The organism is Streptomyces flaveus, from assembly GCF_014647675.1.
Taxonomy (GTDB): Bacteria; Actinomycetota; Actinomycetes; order Streptomycetales; family Streptomycetaceae; genus Streptomyces; species Streptomyces flaveus.
In genome coordinates this window covers 77,151-94,137 of record NZ_BMPQ01000024.1, presented here as the reverse complement: position 1 = coordinate 94,137, position 16,987 = coordinate 77,151, and the positions used below count along the sequence as shown (strand labels likewise).

Below are 16,987 nucleotides of genomic sequence, written 5' to 3'. Positions count from 1 at the left end.
TCCTCACAGAACCGCAGCGACCCCACATCCGCAGCGCGAAGGGACGTACGTCGTCATGAGCATTCCTCGATTACTTCCATCACCGGCATCAACTCGCATCAGAGCATGGCTCCTTGTGCTGCTCGCCCTCGTCGTCACCGCCCCCGCGCTCGGCCTCGTGGTCGCGTCCGGCGGCGAGGCGGAGGCCCACGGCACCCCCATGAAGCCCGGCAGCCGCACCTTCCTGTGCTGGCAGGACGGCCTGACCGACACCGGCGAGATCAAGCCCGTCAACCCGGCCTGCAAGGCGGCGCAGCAGGTCAGCGGCACGACGCCGTTCTACAACTGGTTCTCGGTGCTCCGCTCGGACGGCGCCGGCCGCACCCGCGGCTTCGTGCCCGACGGCGAGCTGTGCAGCGGCGGCAACACCAACTTCACCGGCTTCAACACCCCGAGCAGCGACTGGCCGTTGACGCATCTGACCTCCGGCGCGACCGTCGACTTCTCGTACAACGCCTGGGCCGCGCACCCGGGTTGGTTCTACGTCTACATCACCAAGGACGGCTTCGACCCGACCAAGCCGCTCACGTGGAACGACATGGAGGAACAGCCGTTCCTGAGTGTCGACCACCCGCCGCTCAACGGCAGCCCGGGCACGGTCGAGGCCAACTACTCCTGGTCCGGCAAGCTTCCGGAGGGCAAGGACGGACGCCACATCATCTACATGGTCTGGCAGCGCTCCGACAGCCAGGAGACCTTCTACTCCTGCTCCGACGTCGTCTTCGACGGCGGAAACGGCGAGGTGACCGGCATCAAGCAGCCGGGCAACCCCACCGAGCCGGTGCCGGGCACCTGCACGGCCACCCGCAAGACGACGGGCAGCTGGAACGGCGGCTACCAGTCCGAGGTGACCGTCACCAACACCGGCGACGTCCCGATGCTGGGCTGGATGGTCGACTGGACGCTGCCCAGCGGTCAGAAGGTCGAGAGCCTGTGGAGCGGCAACGCGACCTACTCCGGGCAGAACGTGATGGTCCACAACACCGACTGGAACGGGGAGTTGGATCAGGGAGAGAGCACGACGTTCGGGTACACGGTCGAGGGCTCCGGGGGTGATCCGGCGACGACATATCCCTGCCGGGTCGGTTGACCCCACTCGTGACGGACCCGGTGGAGGTACTTCGCCGGGTCCGCCAGCCGCACGCGGGATCAGAATCCGACGAGCGCTTCGAGATCGATCTCGACCGGGAACGGCACCTCGGTGATCAGCTTGCCGTGGTGCACCGGGTGCATGGGAGCGGGGAAGTACGAGCGCGTGTCCGCGTTGAGCCAGTACTCGTGCACCGCGAGTTGGTGGTCCCGGTCCAGTTCCACGCGCCAGTAGCACGGGACCTTGTTCGCAGCGAACTGCGCGGGTTTGCGCACCCGGTCGTCCTGGCGGGAGCCGGGGGAGACGACTTCCACGGCGAGGGCGAGCTTCTCTGCCGGGATGCACTCGGCCTCGAAGAAGTTCAGTTTCCGGGGGTCATAGACGATCACATCGGGCTTGGGTGTGTTGTGGCCGTCCACCATCACACATTGCTCAGTCAAGACCCGGTAGGGCTGGACGCGGGCTGCCTTGAGAGCGTCGGCGAGGCCGTCCCGTACCTCGTTGTGCCAGACATTCGTCTGCCCACGCGCCACGATCACTCCGTCCACGAGTTCCCAGTCGAAGGGCAGCTCCAAGTGCTTGACCTGGTCGAAGGTCCAGCCCTCGGCCGGCGGGAACATCCAGGTGTCCTCGGTGGCCGGTCCCTGCTGGGGTGTGGTCATCACTGCTCCCATGGGCGCGAGTGTGGACGCTGAGGCGCGTTTTGGTCTCGTGTACGACGTTAGCGTCACCCGAAGTGAGACTGCCATGGCACGCCGTTGACGCGCGGCGGGCGCGGAGAGTTCCTCCGCGCCCGCCCCTCTCCCGTGGGGGGAAGCCCATAGGAGCGTGCCTCAGGCCAGCAGCTCCACCTCCGCCAGCGTCGCCTCGCCGTCAAGGACCAGCCGGTACCGCTCGTACGTCCCCGGCTTGGCGACCGAGAACGCGCGGGTCTGCTTGTCCCAGGCGAAGGACTCGCCGGAGCGTTTGTCGAGGTCCTTCCATGTGGTGCCGTCGTCGGACGAGCCCTGCAGGGTCCAGCCCTTCGGAGCCTTCGCCCGTTCCGAAGACGTCAGCGTGTACTGAACTGCCTTCGCTCCCTTGGGGATTGGCAGATCGACGGAGGTCGCCGCCCCACCCGTCGCCGAGGTGTTGTCGAACAACGGCCCTTCTCCCTCGATGACATCGGCCCGCGGCGACGGCACCTTGTCGTCGTCTGTGATCGACGGCGGTGCCGCGTTCCTCCCCGTGCCCCACGACGACGGCTTCGATCCCATGTCGAACTCCAGAACCCCGCCGCGGGAGATCAGCGAGTGGGGGAGCGAAGTCGACGTCCACGTACGCCCGTTGACCTTCAACCCCTGCACGTACACGTTCTTCGCGCTGTTCTTCGGGGCCTTGACCACCAGGTCCTTGCCGTTCTCCAGATGCACGGTCGCCTTGGTGAACAGCGGGGAGCCGACAGCGTATTCGCCGCTGCCCATCACCAGCGGATAGAAGCCCAGCGCGGAGAACAGGAACCAGGCCGACTGCTCGCCGTTGTCCTCGTCGCCGTGGTAGCCCTGCCCGATCTCGCTGCCGGTGTACAGCCGCGACAGCACCTCGCGGACGTTCTTCTGGGTCTTCCAGGGCTGGCCGGCCGCGTCGTACATGTAGTTCACGTGGTGGGCCACCTGGTTGGAGTGGCCGTACATGCCCATCCGTACGTCTCGCGCCTCCGTCATCTCGTGGATGACGCCGCCGTACGAGCCGACGAACTCCGGCGAAGCCGTCTCGGGCGTGGCGAAGTACTCGTCGAGCTTCTCGGCCAGGCCGGAACGGCCGCCGTAGAGGTTCGCGAGGCCGCGTGAATCTTGCGGTGCGGTGAAGGCGTAACCCCAGCCGTTCGTCTCCGTGTAGTCGTAGCCCCACACGCGCGGGTCGTACTTGGAGGACTCGACCCGCCAGTCGCCCTTCTCATCACGGCCCTGGAAGAAGCCCGCCTTCGGATCGAAGAGGTTGACGTAGTCCTGGGCCCGGTCGAGGAAGTAGTCCGACTCCTCCTTGTAACGCTTCTCGCCCGTCTTCTTGTAGAGGGCCTGGCCCATCTTCGCGATGCCGTAGTCGTTGAGGTAACCCTCCAGCGCCCACGACAGGCCCTCGTGCGTGTCCGTGCTCGTATAGCCCAGGAACGGCGAGGTGCCCATCCCCTTGCGGCCGACTCCGGACGAGGGCGGGACGACGGTCGCGTTCTTCAGGGCCGCCTCGTACGCCGACTTGGCGTCGAAGTCGACGCCCTTGACGTACGCGTCCGCGAAGGCCACGTCCGAGGAGGTGCCGGTCATCAGGTCCGCGTACCCGGGCGAGGACCAGCGCGAGGTCCAGCCGCCGTCCTTGTAGTGCTGCACGAAACCGTCGACCATGTCGCCTGCCTGGCCTGGCGTCAGCAGCGAGTACGCCGGCCAGGTCGTCCGGTACGTGTCCCAGAAGCCGTTGTTGACGTACACCTTGCCGTCGACGATCTTCGCCCCGGTGTGCGTCGGGGTGTCCGGGCCGGGCATCGGCGAGAAGGGGGAGGCGTACTGGTACTTCGAGCCGACCTTCTCGAAGCCGGAGTTGGGGTACAGGTACAGCCGGTAGAGGCTGGAGTACAGCGTCGTCAGCTGGTCCGGTGTCGCGCCTTCCACCTCCACCTTGCCGAGGATCCGGTCCCACTGCTTCTGGGCGCGCGACTTGACCGTGTCGAAGGACGTGCCGTCGGGGATCTCCTGGCGGAGGTTGTCCTTGGCCTGGTCGACGCTGATGAGGGAGGTCGCCAGGCGGAGAGTCACGGTGCGGTCGGAGCCCGCGTCGAAGCGCAGATGGCCCTTGACGCCGGACGAGCTCCCGTCGGTCACGGGTGCGTCGAAGGTCCCGTACACGAAGAGCCGTGTCGCGCCCGTCGACAGTCCGGACTTCACGTCCGAGTAGCCGGTGACGATCCCGTTCTCCTTGTCCAGCGTCAGGCCCGCCTGATCGGTGACGTTGTCGAAGAGGACGCTCGCGTCGTCACCGGGATAGGTGAAGCGGAGGGCGGCTGCGTGATCCGTCGGCGCCATCTCCGCCTTGAGGCCGTTCTCGAAGCGGACCCCGTAGTAGTACGGGCGCGCCGTCTCGTTCTCGTGCCGGAAGGCGAGCTCCCGGGCCTCACGTCCCGTGTCCGGGGTGCCGGAGGCGGCCGACGGCATCACCTGGAAGGTCTGCCGGTCGCCCATCCAGGGGCTGGGTTCGTGGCTGGCGCTGAACGCCTGGATGGTCGGCAGGTTGTCCGCGTTGTTCGCACGTGCGTAGTCGTACAGCCAGCTGAGCGAGCCCGCGTTGGTGACCGGCGTCCAGAAGTTGAAGCCGTGCGGCACGGCCGTGGCGGGGAAGTTGTTGCCGCGGGAGAAGCCGCCGCTGGAGTTGGTGCCGCGGGTCGTCAGTGCGTAGTCGGACAGATGCGCCTTGGGCTTCTCGGGAGCTACGGACCGCAGCGCCACGTCGTCCAGCCAGCCGCGGAACTTCGCGGGGCCCTTGGGGGAGTCGTACGCGACCAGGATGCGGTCCACCGTCTTCCCGGCCGCGACCGAGCCGATCCGCGAGACGACGTTGTTCCACTGGTTGACGTAGAGGACCTTCGCCGCGCCCTGCCCCTGCGGTGTCAGCGCGAACCCGTGCTGGTCGGTGGCGCGCAGGTCACTCAGATAGGTGCCGTCCGTGAAGGCCAGGTCCACGGAGGCGTTCGTGGCGTCGTAGTCGCGGTCGCCGTCCGCCATCGACGGGAAGATCCGGTACGCCAGTTGGGTGTTCCGCCCGACACGGACGTTGACGTCGAAGACCTTGTTGTACGAGTACGCGCGGCCGTCCGCCTTGTGCGTGCCCGCGTACCGCAGGGCCCGCTTGCCGGTGAAGCCGGCGCCCGCCTTGGCGGTCGGGGAGCCGCTCGGGCCGCGGTCCACGAGGGAGAGCATGTCCCTGGGCGTGGGCTCCTGATCGTCGCCGCCGGTCGAGAACTGCACGTCGGCGAGCTGTAGGGCGTCGGAGGCGCCGTTGTTCTTGGTGATGTCGAGCCGGAAGTGCTGGTACTCGGCCGGCTCGGCGAGGTCGTACGACTTGGTCTGGAACCGCTCGCCGAAGGATTCGCCGGTGCGGCTGTCGAGGGTCTTCCAGTCCTTGCCGTCCGTGGAGCCCTTCAGGGTCCAGTCCACGGGGTCGCGCTCGTCGTGGTCGTTGGCCGACGTCAGCGCGTAGGTGACCAGTCTGACCGGGGCGTCCAGGTCGAACTCGGCCCAGCCGGTGGGCGCGAAGGTCAGCCATTTGGTGCTGGGCTCGACGTCGACGAGGTTCTCCTTGACCTCGCCGCCGCCGGTGTTCTCGGCGCTCGCCCGGACGTCGGTGACATGGTCGGTGACATTGCCGGGGATGCCGCTGCTGTAGCCGCCGTCCACGCCCGAGGAGCGTTTCGTACCGTCGGGTGCCGTATCGACCGTGTTGAGCCAGTCGGGAGCCGGATCGTCCGTCTCGAAGGAGGACGCGAACTTCCCCTCGGCCGCCGCCGCTTGGCCGGGTCGGGCGACGGCGGCGCCCTGCGAGGCCACCACCAGCGCTAATGCCGTCGCTCCCAGAATTGCCGTGGAACCCCATCTGTGCCGAGATCTGCGCTGCATCTACCAGAATCCCTCGCGAAGTGGACAACGTTGTCAATTCGCTGTGCGGGGACCAGTAGGGCGTCAAGTGGCCAGTGGTGTCAAGGGTGTTGAAAGAGGTGTATGCGATGTGAAGAGTCGCAAGTTGCCGGGACCACTCAATTGGCCGAGGTCAGGAGAGGTTCGACAGGCGCGCGGGGAATCCAAGGGCGTGTCATATATCCGCGAGATCTCAACTCGGGAAAGACTGCTGACCGAACCTGCATTCGATCTTGCCCCTGCCTCGGGAAGTGGACTATACCTGTCAGCATCCGCATGGTCGCTCGTCCGTCCGTGGGCGACCCGGCACGACCCGAGTCCGCACGGCCCGAGTTCAGTCGAAACCCCTCGCAGGGGTGCACCGAGTATGTCGTCTTACCCGGCCTCAGGGCCGGGGGTCCGGCCCGCGACGCAGCCGCTTTCGGTCATGTGTCGCCGGGAAAACACAGCACATCATCGCGGTGCCCGGGAGGATCCGGTTCACCGCCTGAGTCCTGGAGAAGGCGAGGACTTGAGCATGGGATCCACTTCCGCCCACAGCGGCCGTGAAGGTGTCGGCCGCCGCGATCTGATCAAGCGGTCCGCAGCGCTCGGCCTGATCGCCGTGCCCACGATGAGCTTCCTGTCCGCGTGCGCCAGCGGTGGTGACAGCGGTAGCGAGGAGAAGGTCGACAAGGGCAAGAAGAGCGCGGAGAACCCGCTTGCCGTCAATGAGACCGCGCCGCTGGAGATCGTCATCTTCGACGGCGGTTTCGGCACGAAGTACGCCGAGGACGCCAAGGCGGTCTACGAGAAGAAGTTCCCCGACGCGAAGGTCAAGTTCTCCTCGACCCAGAAGATCCAGTCGGTCCTCCAGCCGCGCTTCAACCAGGGTTCCCCGCCGGATCTGATCGACAACTCCGGTGCCGAGCAGATGGACATGGGCGTCCTCGTCGGCAAGAAGCAGCTCGCCGACCTCACCCCGCTGCTGGACGCGCCGTCCGTCGACGACCCGAACAAGAAGGTCCGGGACACACTGCGGCCCGGCATCGTCGAGATGGGGCAGTTCGACGGTGACCCGGTCTGGATCATGTACTACGCGTACACCGTGTACGGAGTGTGGTACTCCCAGAAGGCCCTGGACTCGCTCGACGCCACGTACCCGGAGACCTGGGACGACATGCTCACGGTCTGCGAGAAGGCGAAGAAGAAGGGCATCGCGGGCTGGACGTACGCGGGCAAGCACCCGTACTACATCCCCTTCTCGCTCTACCCGATGATCGCCAAGGTCGGCGGCCCGGAGACTCTCGACGCCATCGACAACCTGGAGCCGAACGCCTGGAAGCACCCGGCGGTCAAGACCTGTTTCGAGGCGTATTACGAGCTCTACAAGAAGGGCTACATCCTCGAGGGCACGCCGGGCCTGGACCACATCCAGTCGCAGACGGCCTGGACCGAGGGCAAGGCGCTCTTCATCCCGAACGGCTCGTGGGTGGAGAACGAGGCGGCGAAGACCATGCCGAAGGACTTCAACCTCGCGGTGTCCGCGCCCACCGGCATCGACAGCTCGGACAAGATGCCCTTCGGCACCATCTGGGCGTCGGGCGGTGAGCCCTTCATCGTCCCCGCGAAGTCCAAGAACCCCGATGGCGGTATGGAGCAGCTGCGCATCATGCTCAGCGAGGAGTCGTCGAAGAACTTCACCACGTCCGTCAAGTCACTGTCCGCGTTCAACGGCGGCACCGACGGTATCGAGCTGACCCCGGGTCTGAAGTCCGGTGTCGCGGCCTTGGAGAAGGCCGGCGAGAACGTGGTCAACCCGCGCCTCCAGGACTGGTACGTGGCGCTGCAGAAGGAGAAGATCGGCGTCGGAGGCCTCGGCGAGATGATGGCCGGGCGGCTCACCCCGGCCGAGGCGATCAAGAAGATCCAGGGGTACGCCGACGAGGCGGCCAAGGACGACTCCATCCAGCACTACAAGCACCAGTGAGCGTGGCGGGGGACTCCGGGGCGTGACCGGGGTTCCCCGCTCTCGATGGTCGTGGCGTCGGCGGCAGCGCCCGCGGGAAGATCGGGTCGGTAGGAATGCAGCACGGTAAATACCGTTTCATCGTGGGGTTCTTGGCGGCCCCTCTGGCGATTTACATCCTTTTCGTCATCTGGCCCTTCATCCAGTCCATCTACTATTCGTTCACGGACTGGAGCGGTCTGAGCCCCGAGTTCAAGATGGTGGGCTTCGCCAACTTCACGAGAATGCTGGATGACGAGGTTTTCTGGAAGTCGTTCCAGCACAGCGTGATGTTCGTGGTGCTGCTGCCGCTGGTGACGCTGACTCTGGCGCTGTTCTTCGCCTTCATGCTCAACGTGGGCGGACGGCGCAGGAAGAACGCCGTGATCGCGGGCGTACGCGGCTCGTCCTTCTACAAGGTCGTCTACTTCTTCCCGCAGGTGCTGTCGATCGCGATCGTCGCGCTGCTGTTCCAGTTCGCGTACAACCCCAACAGCGGGGCGATCAACTCCGCGCTCAAGGCGGTCGGGTCCGCGCTCAGATGGCTCGGTTTCGATGTCGAGATGGTCCAGCCCAACTGGCTGGGCGATCCCGATCTCGCGCTGTGGTGTGTCTTCGCGGTTCTCGTCTGGTGCTCCGTCGGATTCTTCGTGGTGCTCTTCTCCGCCGGAATGGCGTCCATTCCCAAGGACTATTACGAGGCGGCACTCCTCGACGGCGCGAACCGCATCACCACGTTCTTCAGGATCACCCTGCCGCTGCTCTGGGACACCGTGCAGTCCGGCTGGGCGTACATGGGCATCCTGGCGCTGGGCGCCGAGTCCTTCGCGGTGGTGCAGATCATGACCGTGGGGCCGAGCGGCGGTGGCCCCGACTATTCGACGACGATTCTGCCGCTGTACGTCTACCAGAAGGCGTTCCGCGACGGCCAGGCCGCCTATGCGACGACGATCGGTGTCGCCCTGCTCATCGTGACGCTGCTGTTCGTGGCGGTCGTGATGAGGCTGGGCCGGCGCGAGCGGTTGGAGTACTGACCTATGAAGACGACCGACACCCCTCCCGCCGACGCCACCCCGGACGAGCGGCCGCCCGTCACCAAGACGACGGCCGTACCAGGGCCGCTGGAGAAGCCGTCCGAGGGCCGGACCCTCAACTTCTTCTCGCACGGCATGCTCATTCTCTGGGCGTTCATGGTGGTGATGCCGCTGCTGTGGGCGGTGATGACCTCGTTCAAGACGGACCGGGACATCTTCAGTTCGCCCTGGGCGCTGCCGGACTCGCTGCACTTCGAGAACTGGTCGCGGGCCTGGACCGAGGCGAACATGAGCGACTACTTCCTCAACACGTTGATCGTGGTGGGGTTCTCGCTCGTCGGCACGATGCTGCTGGGTTCGATGGCGGCGTACGTCCTGGCGCGTTTCGAGTTTCCCGGGAACCGCTTCATCTACTTCCTCTTCATCGGAGGAATGAGCTTCCCGATCATCCTGGCGCTGGTTCCGCTGTTCTACGTCATGCAGAACCTTTCGCTGCTGAACACGCTGCCCGGGCTGATCCTGGTCTACATCGCGTACTCGCTGCCGTTCACCGTGTTCTTCATGACGGCGTTCTTCCGTACGCTGCCGACCTCGGTGGCCGAGGCGGCCTTCGTGGACGGTGCCTCGCACACGCGGACGTTCTTCCAGGTGATGCTGCCGATGGCCAAGCCCGGCCTGATCAGTATCAGCATCTTCAACTTCCTGGGGCAGTGGAACCAGTACCTGCTGCCGACGGTTCTGAACACCGATGAGGACCGCAAGGTCCTCACCCAGGGCCTCGTGCAGCTCGCCGTGAGCCAGGGCTACAAGGGCGACTGGTCCGGACTCTTCGCAGGCCTGGTCATGGCCATGCTGCCGGTCCTCGCCGCGTACATCATCTTCCAGCGCCAGGTGGTCGCGGGCCTGACGGCCGGCGCACTGAAGTAGGGGTTCGGCGGCTGGTTCGCTTTGCGAGGGTGGTCCCGGATTGGTGTCGGGGCCACCCTTGTGTGTATGCGTGCTCTGGCATGTGCCCCTCCGCTCAACCTCTTGACGGGAGGCAGCCCCAACAGCTCAGCTTAGAGTTCACTAGTTGCACATAGACGGGGTCTCGCCGAGGCGACCCCGTACGCAGGAGGTCGTCGTGGAGACTCCCGGGTCGCAGTCGTCGCTGCACCGAGCAAATCTCGAACGGGTCGTACGCGCGGTGCGCCTGGCCGGATCGCTCACGCAGGCGGAGATCGCGAGGACGACGGGCCTGTCCGCGGCGACGGTCTCCAACATCGTCCGCGAGCTCAAGGAAGGCGGAACGGTCGAGGTCACGCCCACATCGGCGGGCGGCAGGCGAGCCCGCAGCGTCAGCCTGAGCGGCGACGCCGGCATCGTGATAGGGGTCGATTTCGGGCACACGCATTTGCGCGTCGCAATAGGGAACCTCGCGCATCAGGTGCTCGCCGAGGAATCCGAACCCCTCGACGTGGATGCCTCCGCCGCCCAGGGCCTCGACCGGGCCGAACAGCTGGTCAGCAGGCTGATCGCGGCCACCGACGTCGACCGCAGCAAGATCGCGGGCGTCGGCCTCGGCGTGCCGGGCCCGATCGACGTGGAGTCCGGCACCCTCGGCTCCACCGCCATCCTGCCGGGCTGGACCGGCACCAAGCCCGCCGAGGAGCTGCGGGCACGGCTCGGCGTGCCGGTGCACGTGGACAACGACGCCAACCTCGGCGCCCTCGGCGAGCTGGTGTGGGGGAGCGGCCGGGGCGTCAGGGACCTGGCGTACATCAAGGTCGCCAGCGGTGTCGGCGCCGGCCTGGTCATCGACGGCCGGATCTACCGCGGCCCGGGTGGCACGGCGGGAGAAATCGGTCATATTACTCTTGACGAGTCCGGCCCCGTCTGCCGCTGCGGAAACCGGGGCTGCCTGGAGACCTTCGCGGCCGCGCGCTACGTACTGCCGCTGCTCCAGTCCAGCCACGGCACGGATCTGACCATGGAAGGCGTCGTACGGCTGGCGCGGGACGGCGACCCTGGCTGCCGTCGCGTGATCGCCGACGTCGGCCGACACATCGGCAGTGGAGTCGCCAATCTCTGCAACCTGCTCAACCCGAGCCGGGTGGTCCTCGGCGGTGATCTCGCCGAGGCCGGTGAGCTGGTGCTCGGGCCCATAAGGGAGTCGGTCGGCCGCTATGCGATCCCCAGTGCGGCGCGCCAGCTGTCCGTTCTTCCAGGGGCGCTCGGTGGCCGGGCGGAGGTTCTCGGGGCTCTCGCTCTCGCACTCAGCGAGATGGGGGATTCAACCCTTTTGGACGGAACCCTCACTGCGGCTACTCCCGCCTTCACTTAGAGAACGGATGGCACCGTTGCCATCTCGTTAAGGATTTACTTCTTGACGTCGCACATGTGGCCGAGTTGACTTCCGGTTACCTCGGCCGCAGTGTCGCGGCCTCGTCAGGGAGGTTTCTGAAGTGAACACGCGTATGCGTCGTGCTGCCTATGCCGTTGCCGCAGGTGCGATGGCCCTCTCGCTGGCCGCCTGTGGCAGCGCCGAGGAAGCCGGCGGCGACAATGATGAGCCCAGCGCCGCCAAGGGTGACGCGATCAAGGTCGGTCTGCTCCTTCCGGAGAACCAGACCGCGCGTTACGAGAAGTTCGACAAGCCCTTGATCGAGAAGAAGGTCAAGGAGCTCACGAACAACAAGGGCGAGGTCGTCTACGCCAACGCCAAGCAGGACGCCACCACGCAGAACCAGCAGGTCGACACGATGATCACCAACAAGGTGGACGTGCTGATCGTGGACGCGGTGGACTCCAAGGCCATCGAGAACTCCGTCAACAAGGCCAAGGAAGCGGACATCCCGGTCGTCGCGTACGACCGCCTCGCCCAGGGCCCGATCGACGGCTATGTCTCGTTCGACAACGAAGAGGTCGGCCGCGTCCAGGGCAAGGCGCTCCTGGAGGCCCTCGGCGACAAGGCCACGCCCACCTCCAAGATCGTCATGATGAACGGCGCGAGCACCGACCCGAACGCCGCCCTCTTCAAGAAGGGCGCGCTGTCCGAGCTCGAGGGCAAGGTCGACATCGAGAAGTCGTACGACACCAAGGAATGGAAGCCGGAGAACGCCAACGCCAACATGGAGGGCGCGATCTCCGCGATCGGCAAGAACGACATCGTCGGCGTCTACTCCGCCAACGACGGCATGGCAGGCGGCATCATCACCGCCCTGAAGGCCGCCGGAGTCAACCCGATCCCGCCGGTCACCGGCCAGGACGCCGAACTCGCGGGCGTGCAGCGCATCGTCGCGGGTGAGCAGTACATGAGCGTGTACAAGCCCTACCCGCAGGAGGCGGACATCGCCGCGGAGATGGCCGTCGCGCTCGCCAAGGGCGAGAAGCTCGACTCCGTCGCCAAGACGAAGGTCGACAGCCCGACCACCAAGGCCGTCCCGTCGGTCCTCGTCCCGGTCGTCTCGCTGACCAAGGACAACATCAACGACACTGTCATCAAGGACGGCATCTACACGGTCGACGAGATCTGCACGGCCAAGTTCAAGGCTGCCTGCGACCAGATCGGCGTCAAGTAAGTCCTCGATCACGTACGCACGAGTCCCTTTCCGCGTACGGGAATTCGCTACGTCGAATCCCGTACGGGACCGGTGAATTCCCGTACGGGACTCGCGTACTCAAAGCTCCTCCGGCGCCCCGCCACCAAACAGCCCCGCAAGCTCGCGCGGGGCGCCGGACGGAACAGCTCCCGAAAACTTCTGTACTACCTCTCCGCCGGGTCAGGCGGCTAAGGAGATGGTTTACGTGTCCGCTACGCCTGTGCTGGCGTTGCGCGGGGTCTCCAAGCGGTTCGGTGCCGTCCAGGCGCTCACCGACGTAGAGCTCGAGGTCCACGCCGGTGAGGTGGTCGCCCTGGTCGGCGACAACGGCGCCGGAAAATCCACGCTGGTCAAGACGATCGCCGGCGTGCACCCCATCGATGAGGGCGTCATCGAGTGGGACGGCCGGTCCGTCCAGATCAACAAGCCGCACGACGCCCAGAACCTGGGCATCGCGACCGTCTACCAGGACCTCGCGCTGTGCGACAACATCGACGTCGTGGGCAACCTCTATCTGGGCCGCGAGCTGAAGAGGCGCGGCGTGCTCGACGAGGTCGAGATGGAGCGCCGCTCCCGCGAGCTGCTGCAGACGCTGTCGATCCGCATCCCCAGCGTGCGCATCCCGATCGCCTCGCTCTCCGGTGGCCAGCGGCAGACCGTGGCCATCGCCCGCTCCATGCTCGGCGAGCCCAAGCTGGTCATCCTCGACGAGCCCACCGCGGCCCTCGGTGTCGAGCAGACCGCGCAGGTCCTCGACCTGGTGGAGCGGCTGCGCGAGCGCGGCCACGCGGTCCTCCTCATCAGCCACAACATGGCCGATGTGAAGGCCGTCGCCGACAAGGTCGCCGTGCTGCGCCTCGGCCGCAACAACGGCGTGTTCGAGGTCAAGTCGACCTCGCAGGAGGAGATCATCTCCGCCATCACGGGCGCCACGGACAACGCCGTGACCCGCCGTGCGGCGCGCGGCAACGGAGGGGTGCAGAAGTGAGTATCGACAAGACACAGGACACCGCCCCGAAGACCACCGGCACAGCGGTCGAGAACCCGGAGGCCGCCGCCGGCGCGGACGTCGCCGTCGACCCACGGCTGCTGGTGCGTGAACGCGGCTTCGCCGGCTACGTCATCGAGTTCAAGCGCAAGATCCGCGGTGGTGACCTGGGCTCGCTCCCGGTCGTCATCGGCCTGATCGCCATCGCGATCATCTTCCAGAGCCTGAACTCGAACTTCCTGTCCGCCGAGAACCTCAACAACATCGCCGTCGCGATGGTCGCCACCGGCATGATGTCCGTCGGCATCATCTTCGTGCTGCTGCTCGGCGAGATCGACCTCTCGGTCGGCTCCGTCAGCGGTGTCGCGGGTGCCATCGCGGCCGTTATGAGCGTCACGAACGGCGTGAACGAATGGCTGGCCGTGCTCATGGCCCTCGGCGGCGGAGCGGTCGCGGGCGCCATCCACGGCTTCTTCTTCGCGAGGATCGGCGCGCCCGCGTTCGCGGTCACCCTGGCCGGCCTGCTGTTCTGGCTCGGCTTCATGCTCCAGCTCCTGGGCGAGAACGGCACGATCAACCTCGACGGCGACGGTGTGATCGGCAAGCTGACGACGTACTACTTCTCGGACGTCGCGGCGGCCTACGGGCTCGCCACGATCGCGGTCGCCGTCTTCTTCGTCACGTCCTTCCTGGACAGCCGCCGTCGCGAGGCCGCGGGCATCCCGTCCCGGCCGCTCGTCGACCTCGTGCTGCGCACGGGACTGCTGGCGATCGTCGCGTACGCCGCCGCGATCATGTTCAACCAGTACAAGGGCCTGCCGCTGGCGCTGCTGCTGTTCCTCGTGGTCCTGGTGCTGACGGACTTCGTGCTGCGCCGCACGGGCTACGGCCGCAAGATCTTCGCACTCGGCGGCAGCGTCGAGGCCTCCCGGCGTGCGGGCATCAACGTCACGGCGGTACGGATCTCGGTCTTCGCCATCGCCGGGTTCTTCGCGGCGGTGGGCGGTCTGTTCTGGGCCTCGAAGATCGCCGCGGCCAACCAGAGCGCGGGCGCCGGTGACCTGCTGATGAACGTCATCGCGGCGGCCGTCATCGGCGGCACCAGCCTCTTCGGCGGTCGCGGCCGTACGTGGAACGCGCTGCTCGGTGTCATGGTGATCACCTCGATCCAGTACGGGCTCGCCCTCGAGGGCATCGCCACGCCGATCCAGTACATGATCACGGGCAGCGTCCTGCTGGCCACGGTCGTGATCGACTCCGTCACACGCAAGACGCAGCGGACCGCTGGCCGCGCGTAGGAACAGGGTTCGCCCAATAGCTCGGTTGGACGCGTAGTTCGGCGGCTGCGGGTTGTTTGTGGCTGATCGCGCAGTTCCCCGCGCCCCTTACGGGCGCGGGTCGGCGCGGTCTCCTCTGGACAAGAGCCCGGTACCAACGGCGGTGCCGGGCTCTTCCCTGTGCGGGGGGCGACATTAGACTCGACGAGCCCGGCGAAAGCTCGAACAGCTCTAATGCAAGGAGGCACGGGTGCCGCTGCTGACCCGTATCACGGGACCGCGCGATCTGGACCGGCTCAACCTGGAGCAGCTGGACCAGCTGGCCGAGGAGATCCGGACCTTCCTCGTCGACGCGGTCTCCAAGACCGGCGGCCACCTCGGCCCCAACCTCGGCGTCGTCGAGCTCACCATCGCTCTGCACCGCGTCTTCGAATCCCCGAAGGACAAGGTGCTGTGGGACACGGGCCACCAGTCCTACGTCCACAAGCTGCTCACCGGCCGTCAGGACTTCTCCAGGCTGAAGATGAAGGGCGGCCTGTCCGGCTACCCCTCACAGGCCGAGTCCGAGCACGACATCATCGAGAACTCGCACGCCTCCACGGTCCTCGGCTGGGCCGACGGCCTCGCGAAGGCGAACCAGGTCCTGAAGAAGGACGACCACGTCGTCGCGGTCATCGGCGACGGCGCCCTCACCGGCGGCATGGCCTGGGAGGCGCTCAACAACATCGCCGACGCCAGGGACCGCCCCCTGGTCATCGTCGTCAACGACAACGAGCGCTCGTACGCCCCCACCATCGGCGGCCTCGCCAACCACCTCGCCACCCTGCGCACCACGGACGGCTACGAGCGCTTCCTGGCCCGCGGGAAGGACCTGCTGGAGCGCACGCCCGTCGTCGGCAGGCCCCTCTACGAGACCCTGCACGGCGCCAAGAAGGGCCTCAAGGACTTCATCGCCCCGCAGGGCATGTTCGAGGACCTCGGCCTGAAGTACGTCGGCCCCATCGACGGCCACGACATCGAGGCACTGGAGTCCGCGCTGGCCCGCGCCAAACGCTTCGGCGGCCCGGTCATCGTGCACTGCCTCACCGAGAAGGGCCGCGGCTACCAGCCCGCCCTCCAGGACGAGGCCGACCGCTTCCACGCCGTCGGCAAGATCCACCCCGACACGGGCCTGCCGATCGCCTCCTCCGGCGCCGACTGGACCTCCGTCTTCGGCGAGGAGATGGTCAAGCTCGGCAAGGAGCGCGAGGACATCGTCGCGATCACGGCCGCCATGCTCCAGCCGGTCGGCCTCGACAAGTTCGCCAAGACGTACCCCGACCGCGTCTACGACGTCGGCATCGCCGAGCAGCACGGCGCCGTCTCCGCCGCGGGCCTGGCGACCGGTGGCCTGCACCCCGTCTTCGCCGTGTACGCGACGTTCCTCAACCGTGCCTTCGACCAGGTCCTGATGGACGTGGCCCTGCACAAGTGCGGCGTCACCTTCGTCCTCGACCGGGCCGGCATCACCGGCACCGACGGCGCCTCCCACAACGGCATGTGGGACATGTCGATCCTCCAGGTCGTCCCCGGCCTCAGGCTCGCCGCGCCCCGCGACGCCGACCAGGTCCGTGCCCAGCTGCGCGAGGCCGTCGACGTCGACGACGCGCCGACCGTGGTCCGCTTCTCCAAGGGCGCGGTGGGTCCCGCCGTACCCGCCGTGGGCCGTATCGGCGGCATGGACGTACTGCGCGCGCCCGGCACTGACGCCCCGGACGTCCTGCTCGTCTCCGTCGGCGCGCTCGCGCCCATGTGCCTGGAGATCGCCGACCTGCTCGACAAGCAGGGCATCTCCACGACCGTCGTCGACCCGCGCTGGGTCAAGCCCGTCGACGAGGCCATGGCCCCGCTCGCCGAGCAGCACCGGGTGGTCGTCACCGTCGAGGACAACTCCCGCGTCGGCGGCGTCGGTTCGGCGATCGCGCAGGCCCTGCGCGACGCGGGCGTCGACATCCCGCTGCGCGACTTCGGTATCCCGCCACGTTTCCTCGACCACGCCTCCCGCAAGGAGGTCCTGACGGAGATCGGCCTGACCGCCCCGGACATCGCCCGCCAGGTCACCGGCCTGGTCGCCAAGCTCGACGGGCCCACCGAGCGCCCGACCGCCGGCATCGACGCGGCGGAGCCGGCCCGCGACTGACGGCTGCATGACGGCTGTATGACGGCGCTCTTACTCTTTGCTTCGCCTCCGGGGCGCTCCAGCCGGTGTCGAGAGCCCGACCGTGCTCACCCCTTCGGGCCTCCGCGCGCTCGACCTCTCGACACCGGCGCGCCACTGCGGCTGCGCGAAT

At 66.9% G+C, this 16,987-nt stretch carries 11 protein-coding genes; 9 read left to right on the top strand and 2 right to left on the bottom strand.

Translation table 11 applies throughout. The features are described from left to right. The first annotated feature begins 55 nt into the window (after nt 1-55). On the top strand, nt 56-1,129 hold the full coding sequence (locus IEZ21_RS34270; RefSeq protein ID WP_189325717.1) for a lytic polysaccharide monooxygenase auxiliary activity family 9 protein: 1,074 nt from the start codon (nt 56-58) through the stop codon (nt 1,127-1,129). 59 nt (nt 1,130-1,188) lie between these two features. Here the strand turns inward: IEZ21_RS34270 and IEZ21_RS34265 are convergent, their stop codons facing one another. Continuing rightward, nucleotides 1,189-1,803 carry a Uma2 family endonuclease gene (locus IEZ21_RS34265; RefSeq protein WP_189325716.1) on the bottom strand — a complete coding sequence of 205 codons (615 nt, stop codon included), beginning with the start codon at nt 1,801-1,803 and terminating at the stop codon, nt 1,189-1,191. Nucleotides 1,804-1,962: 159 nt separating this feature from the next. Next, a complete protein-coding gene (locus IEZ21_RS34260; protein WP_189325715.1) occupies nt 1,963-5,772 on the bottom strand; it encodes a GH92 family glycosyl hydrolase in 3,810 nt (1,269 codons plus the stop codon). Between the two features lie 535 nt (nt 5,773-6,307). Between IEZ21_RS34260 and ngcE the strand changes: the two genes are divergently transcribed. The 8 genes from ngcE to dxs all read left to right on the top strand — a co-directional run bounded on the left by ngcE (nt 6,308) and on the right by dxs (nt 16,836). Continuing rightward, entirely contained in the window at nt 6,308-7,759 is a 1,452-nt protein-coding gene (gene ngcE, locus IEZ21_RS34255) for an N-acetylglucosamine/diacetylchitobiose ABC transporter substrate-binding protein (protein ID WP_189325714.1), read from the top strand. Between the two features lie 95 nt (nt 7,760-7,854). Further along, nucleotides 7,855-8,811 (top strand): carbohydrate ABC transporter permease, encoded by a 957-nt coding sequence (locus IEZ21_RS34250; RefSeq protein ID WP_189325713.1) that lies wholly within the window; start codon nt 7,855-7,857, stop codon nt 8,809-8,811. Nucleotides 8,812-8,814: 3 nt separating this feature from the next. Continuing rightward, entirely contained in the window at nt 8,815-9,738 is a 924-nt protein-coding gene (locus IEZ21_RS34245; RefSeq protein ID WP_033325848.1) for a carbohydrate ABC transporter permease, read from the top strand. Between the two features lie 196 nt (nt 9,739-9,934). Beyond that, the gene (locus IEZ21_RS34240) at nt 9,935-11,134 is read left to right on the top strand and encodes an ROK family transcriptional regulator (protein WP_033325846.1); all 1,200 of its coding nucleotides are present in this window, start codon (nt 9,935-9,937) and stop codon (nt 11,132-11,134) included. Nucleotides 11,135-11,267: 133 nt separating this feature from the next. Beyond that, nucleotides 11,268-12,371 carry an ABC transporter substrate-binding protein gene (locus tag IEZ21_RS34235; protein ID WP_189325757.1) on the top strand — a complete coding sequence of 368 codons (1,104 nt, stop codon included), beginning with the start codon at nt 11,268-11,270 and terminating at the stop codon, nt 12,369-12,371. A 217-nt stretch (nt 12,372-12,588) separates the two neighbouring features. Next, nucleotides 12,589-13,380: an ATP-binding cassette domain-containing protein gene (locus IEZ21_RS34230; RefSeq protein WP_189325712.1), complete on the top strand. Its 792-nt coding sequence runs from the start codon at nt 12,589-12,591 to the stop codon at nt 13,378-13,380. Continuing rightward, nucleotides 13,377-14,678, top strand: a complete 1,302-nt coding sequence (locus IEZ21_RS34225; protein WP_189325711.1) for a sugar ABC transporter permease — start codon at nt 13,377-13,379, stop codon at nt 14,676-14,678. The genes IEZ21_RS34230 and IEZ21_RS34225 overlap by 4 nt, the downstream gene beginning before the upstream one ends. 229 nt (nt 14,679-14,907) lie before the next feature. Further along, the gene (dxs, locus tag IEZ21_RS34220) at nt 14,908-16,836 is read left to right on the top strand and encodes a 1-deoxy-D-xylulose-5-phosphate synthase (protein WP_189325710.1); all 1,929 of its coding nucleotides are present in this window, start codon (nt 14,908-14,910) and stop codon (nt 16,834-16,836) included. The last annotated feature ends 151 nt before the right edge of the window (nt 16,837-16,987 follow it).

Excerpts from the sequence above, each read along its gene's own strand:
- ngcE (WP_189325714.1), top strand. The coding sequence starts at position 6,308 with ATGGGATCCACTTCCGCCCACAGCGGCCGTGAAGGTGTCGGCCGCCGC.
- IEZ21_RS34235 (WP_189325757.1), top strand. The coding sequence starts at position 11,268 with ATGCGTCGTGCTGCCTATGCCGTTGCCGCAGGTGCGATGGCCCTCTCG.
- IEZ21_RS34260 (WP_189325715.1), bottom strand. The coding sequence starts at position 5,772 with ATGCAGCGCAGATCTCGGCACAGATGGGGTTCCACGGCAATTCTGGGA.
- IEZ21_RS34265 (WP_189325716.1), bottom strand. The coding sequence starts at position 1,803 with ATGGGAGCAGTGATGACCACACCCCAGCAGGGACCGGCCACCGAGGAC.
- IEZ21_RS34250 (WP_189325713.1), top strand. The coding sequence starts at position 7,855 with ATGCAGCACGGTAAATACCGTTTCATCGTGGGGTTCTTGGCGGCCCCT.
- IEZ21_RS34245 (WP_033325848.1), top strand. The coding sequence starts at position 8,815 with ATGAAGACGACCGACACCCCTCCCGCCGACGCCACCCCGGACGAGCGG.
- IEZ21_RS34270 (WP_189325717.1), top strand. The coding sequence starts at position 56 with ATGAGCATTCCTCGATTACTTCCATCACCGGCATCAACTCGCATCAGA.
- IEZ21_RS34230 (WP_189325712.1), top strand. The coding sequence starts at position 12,589 with ATGGTTTACGTGTCCGCTACGCCTGTGCTGGCGTTGCGCGGGGTCTCC.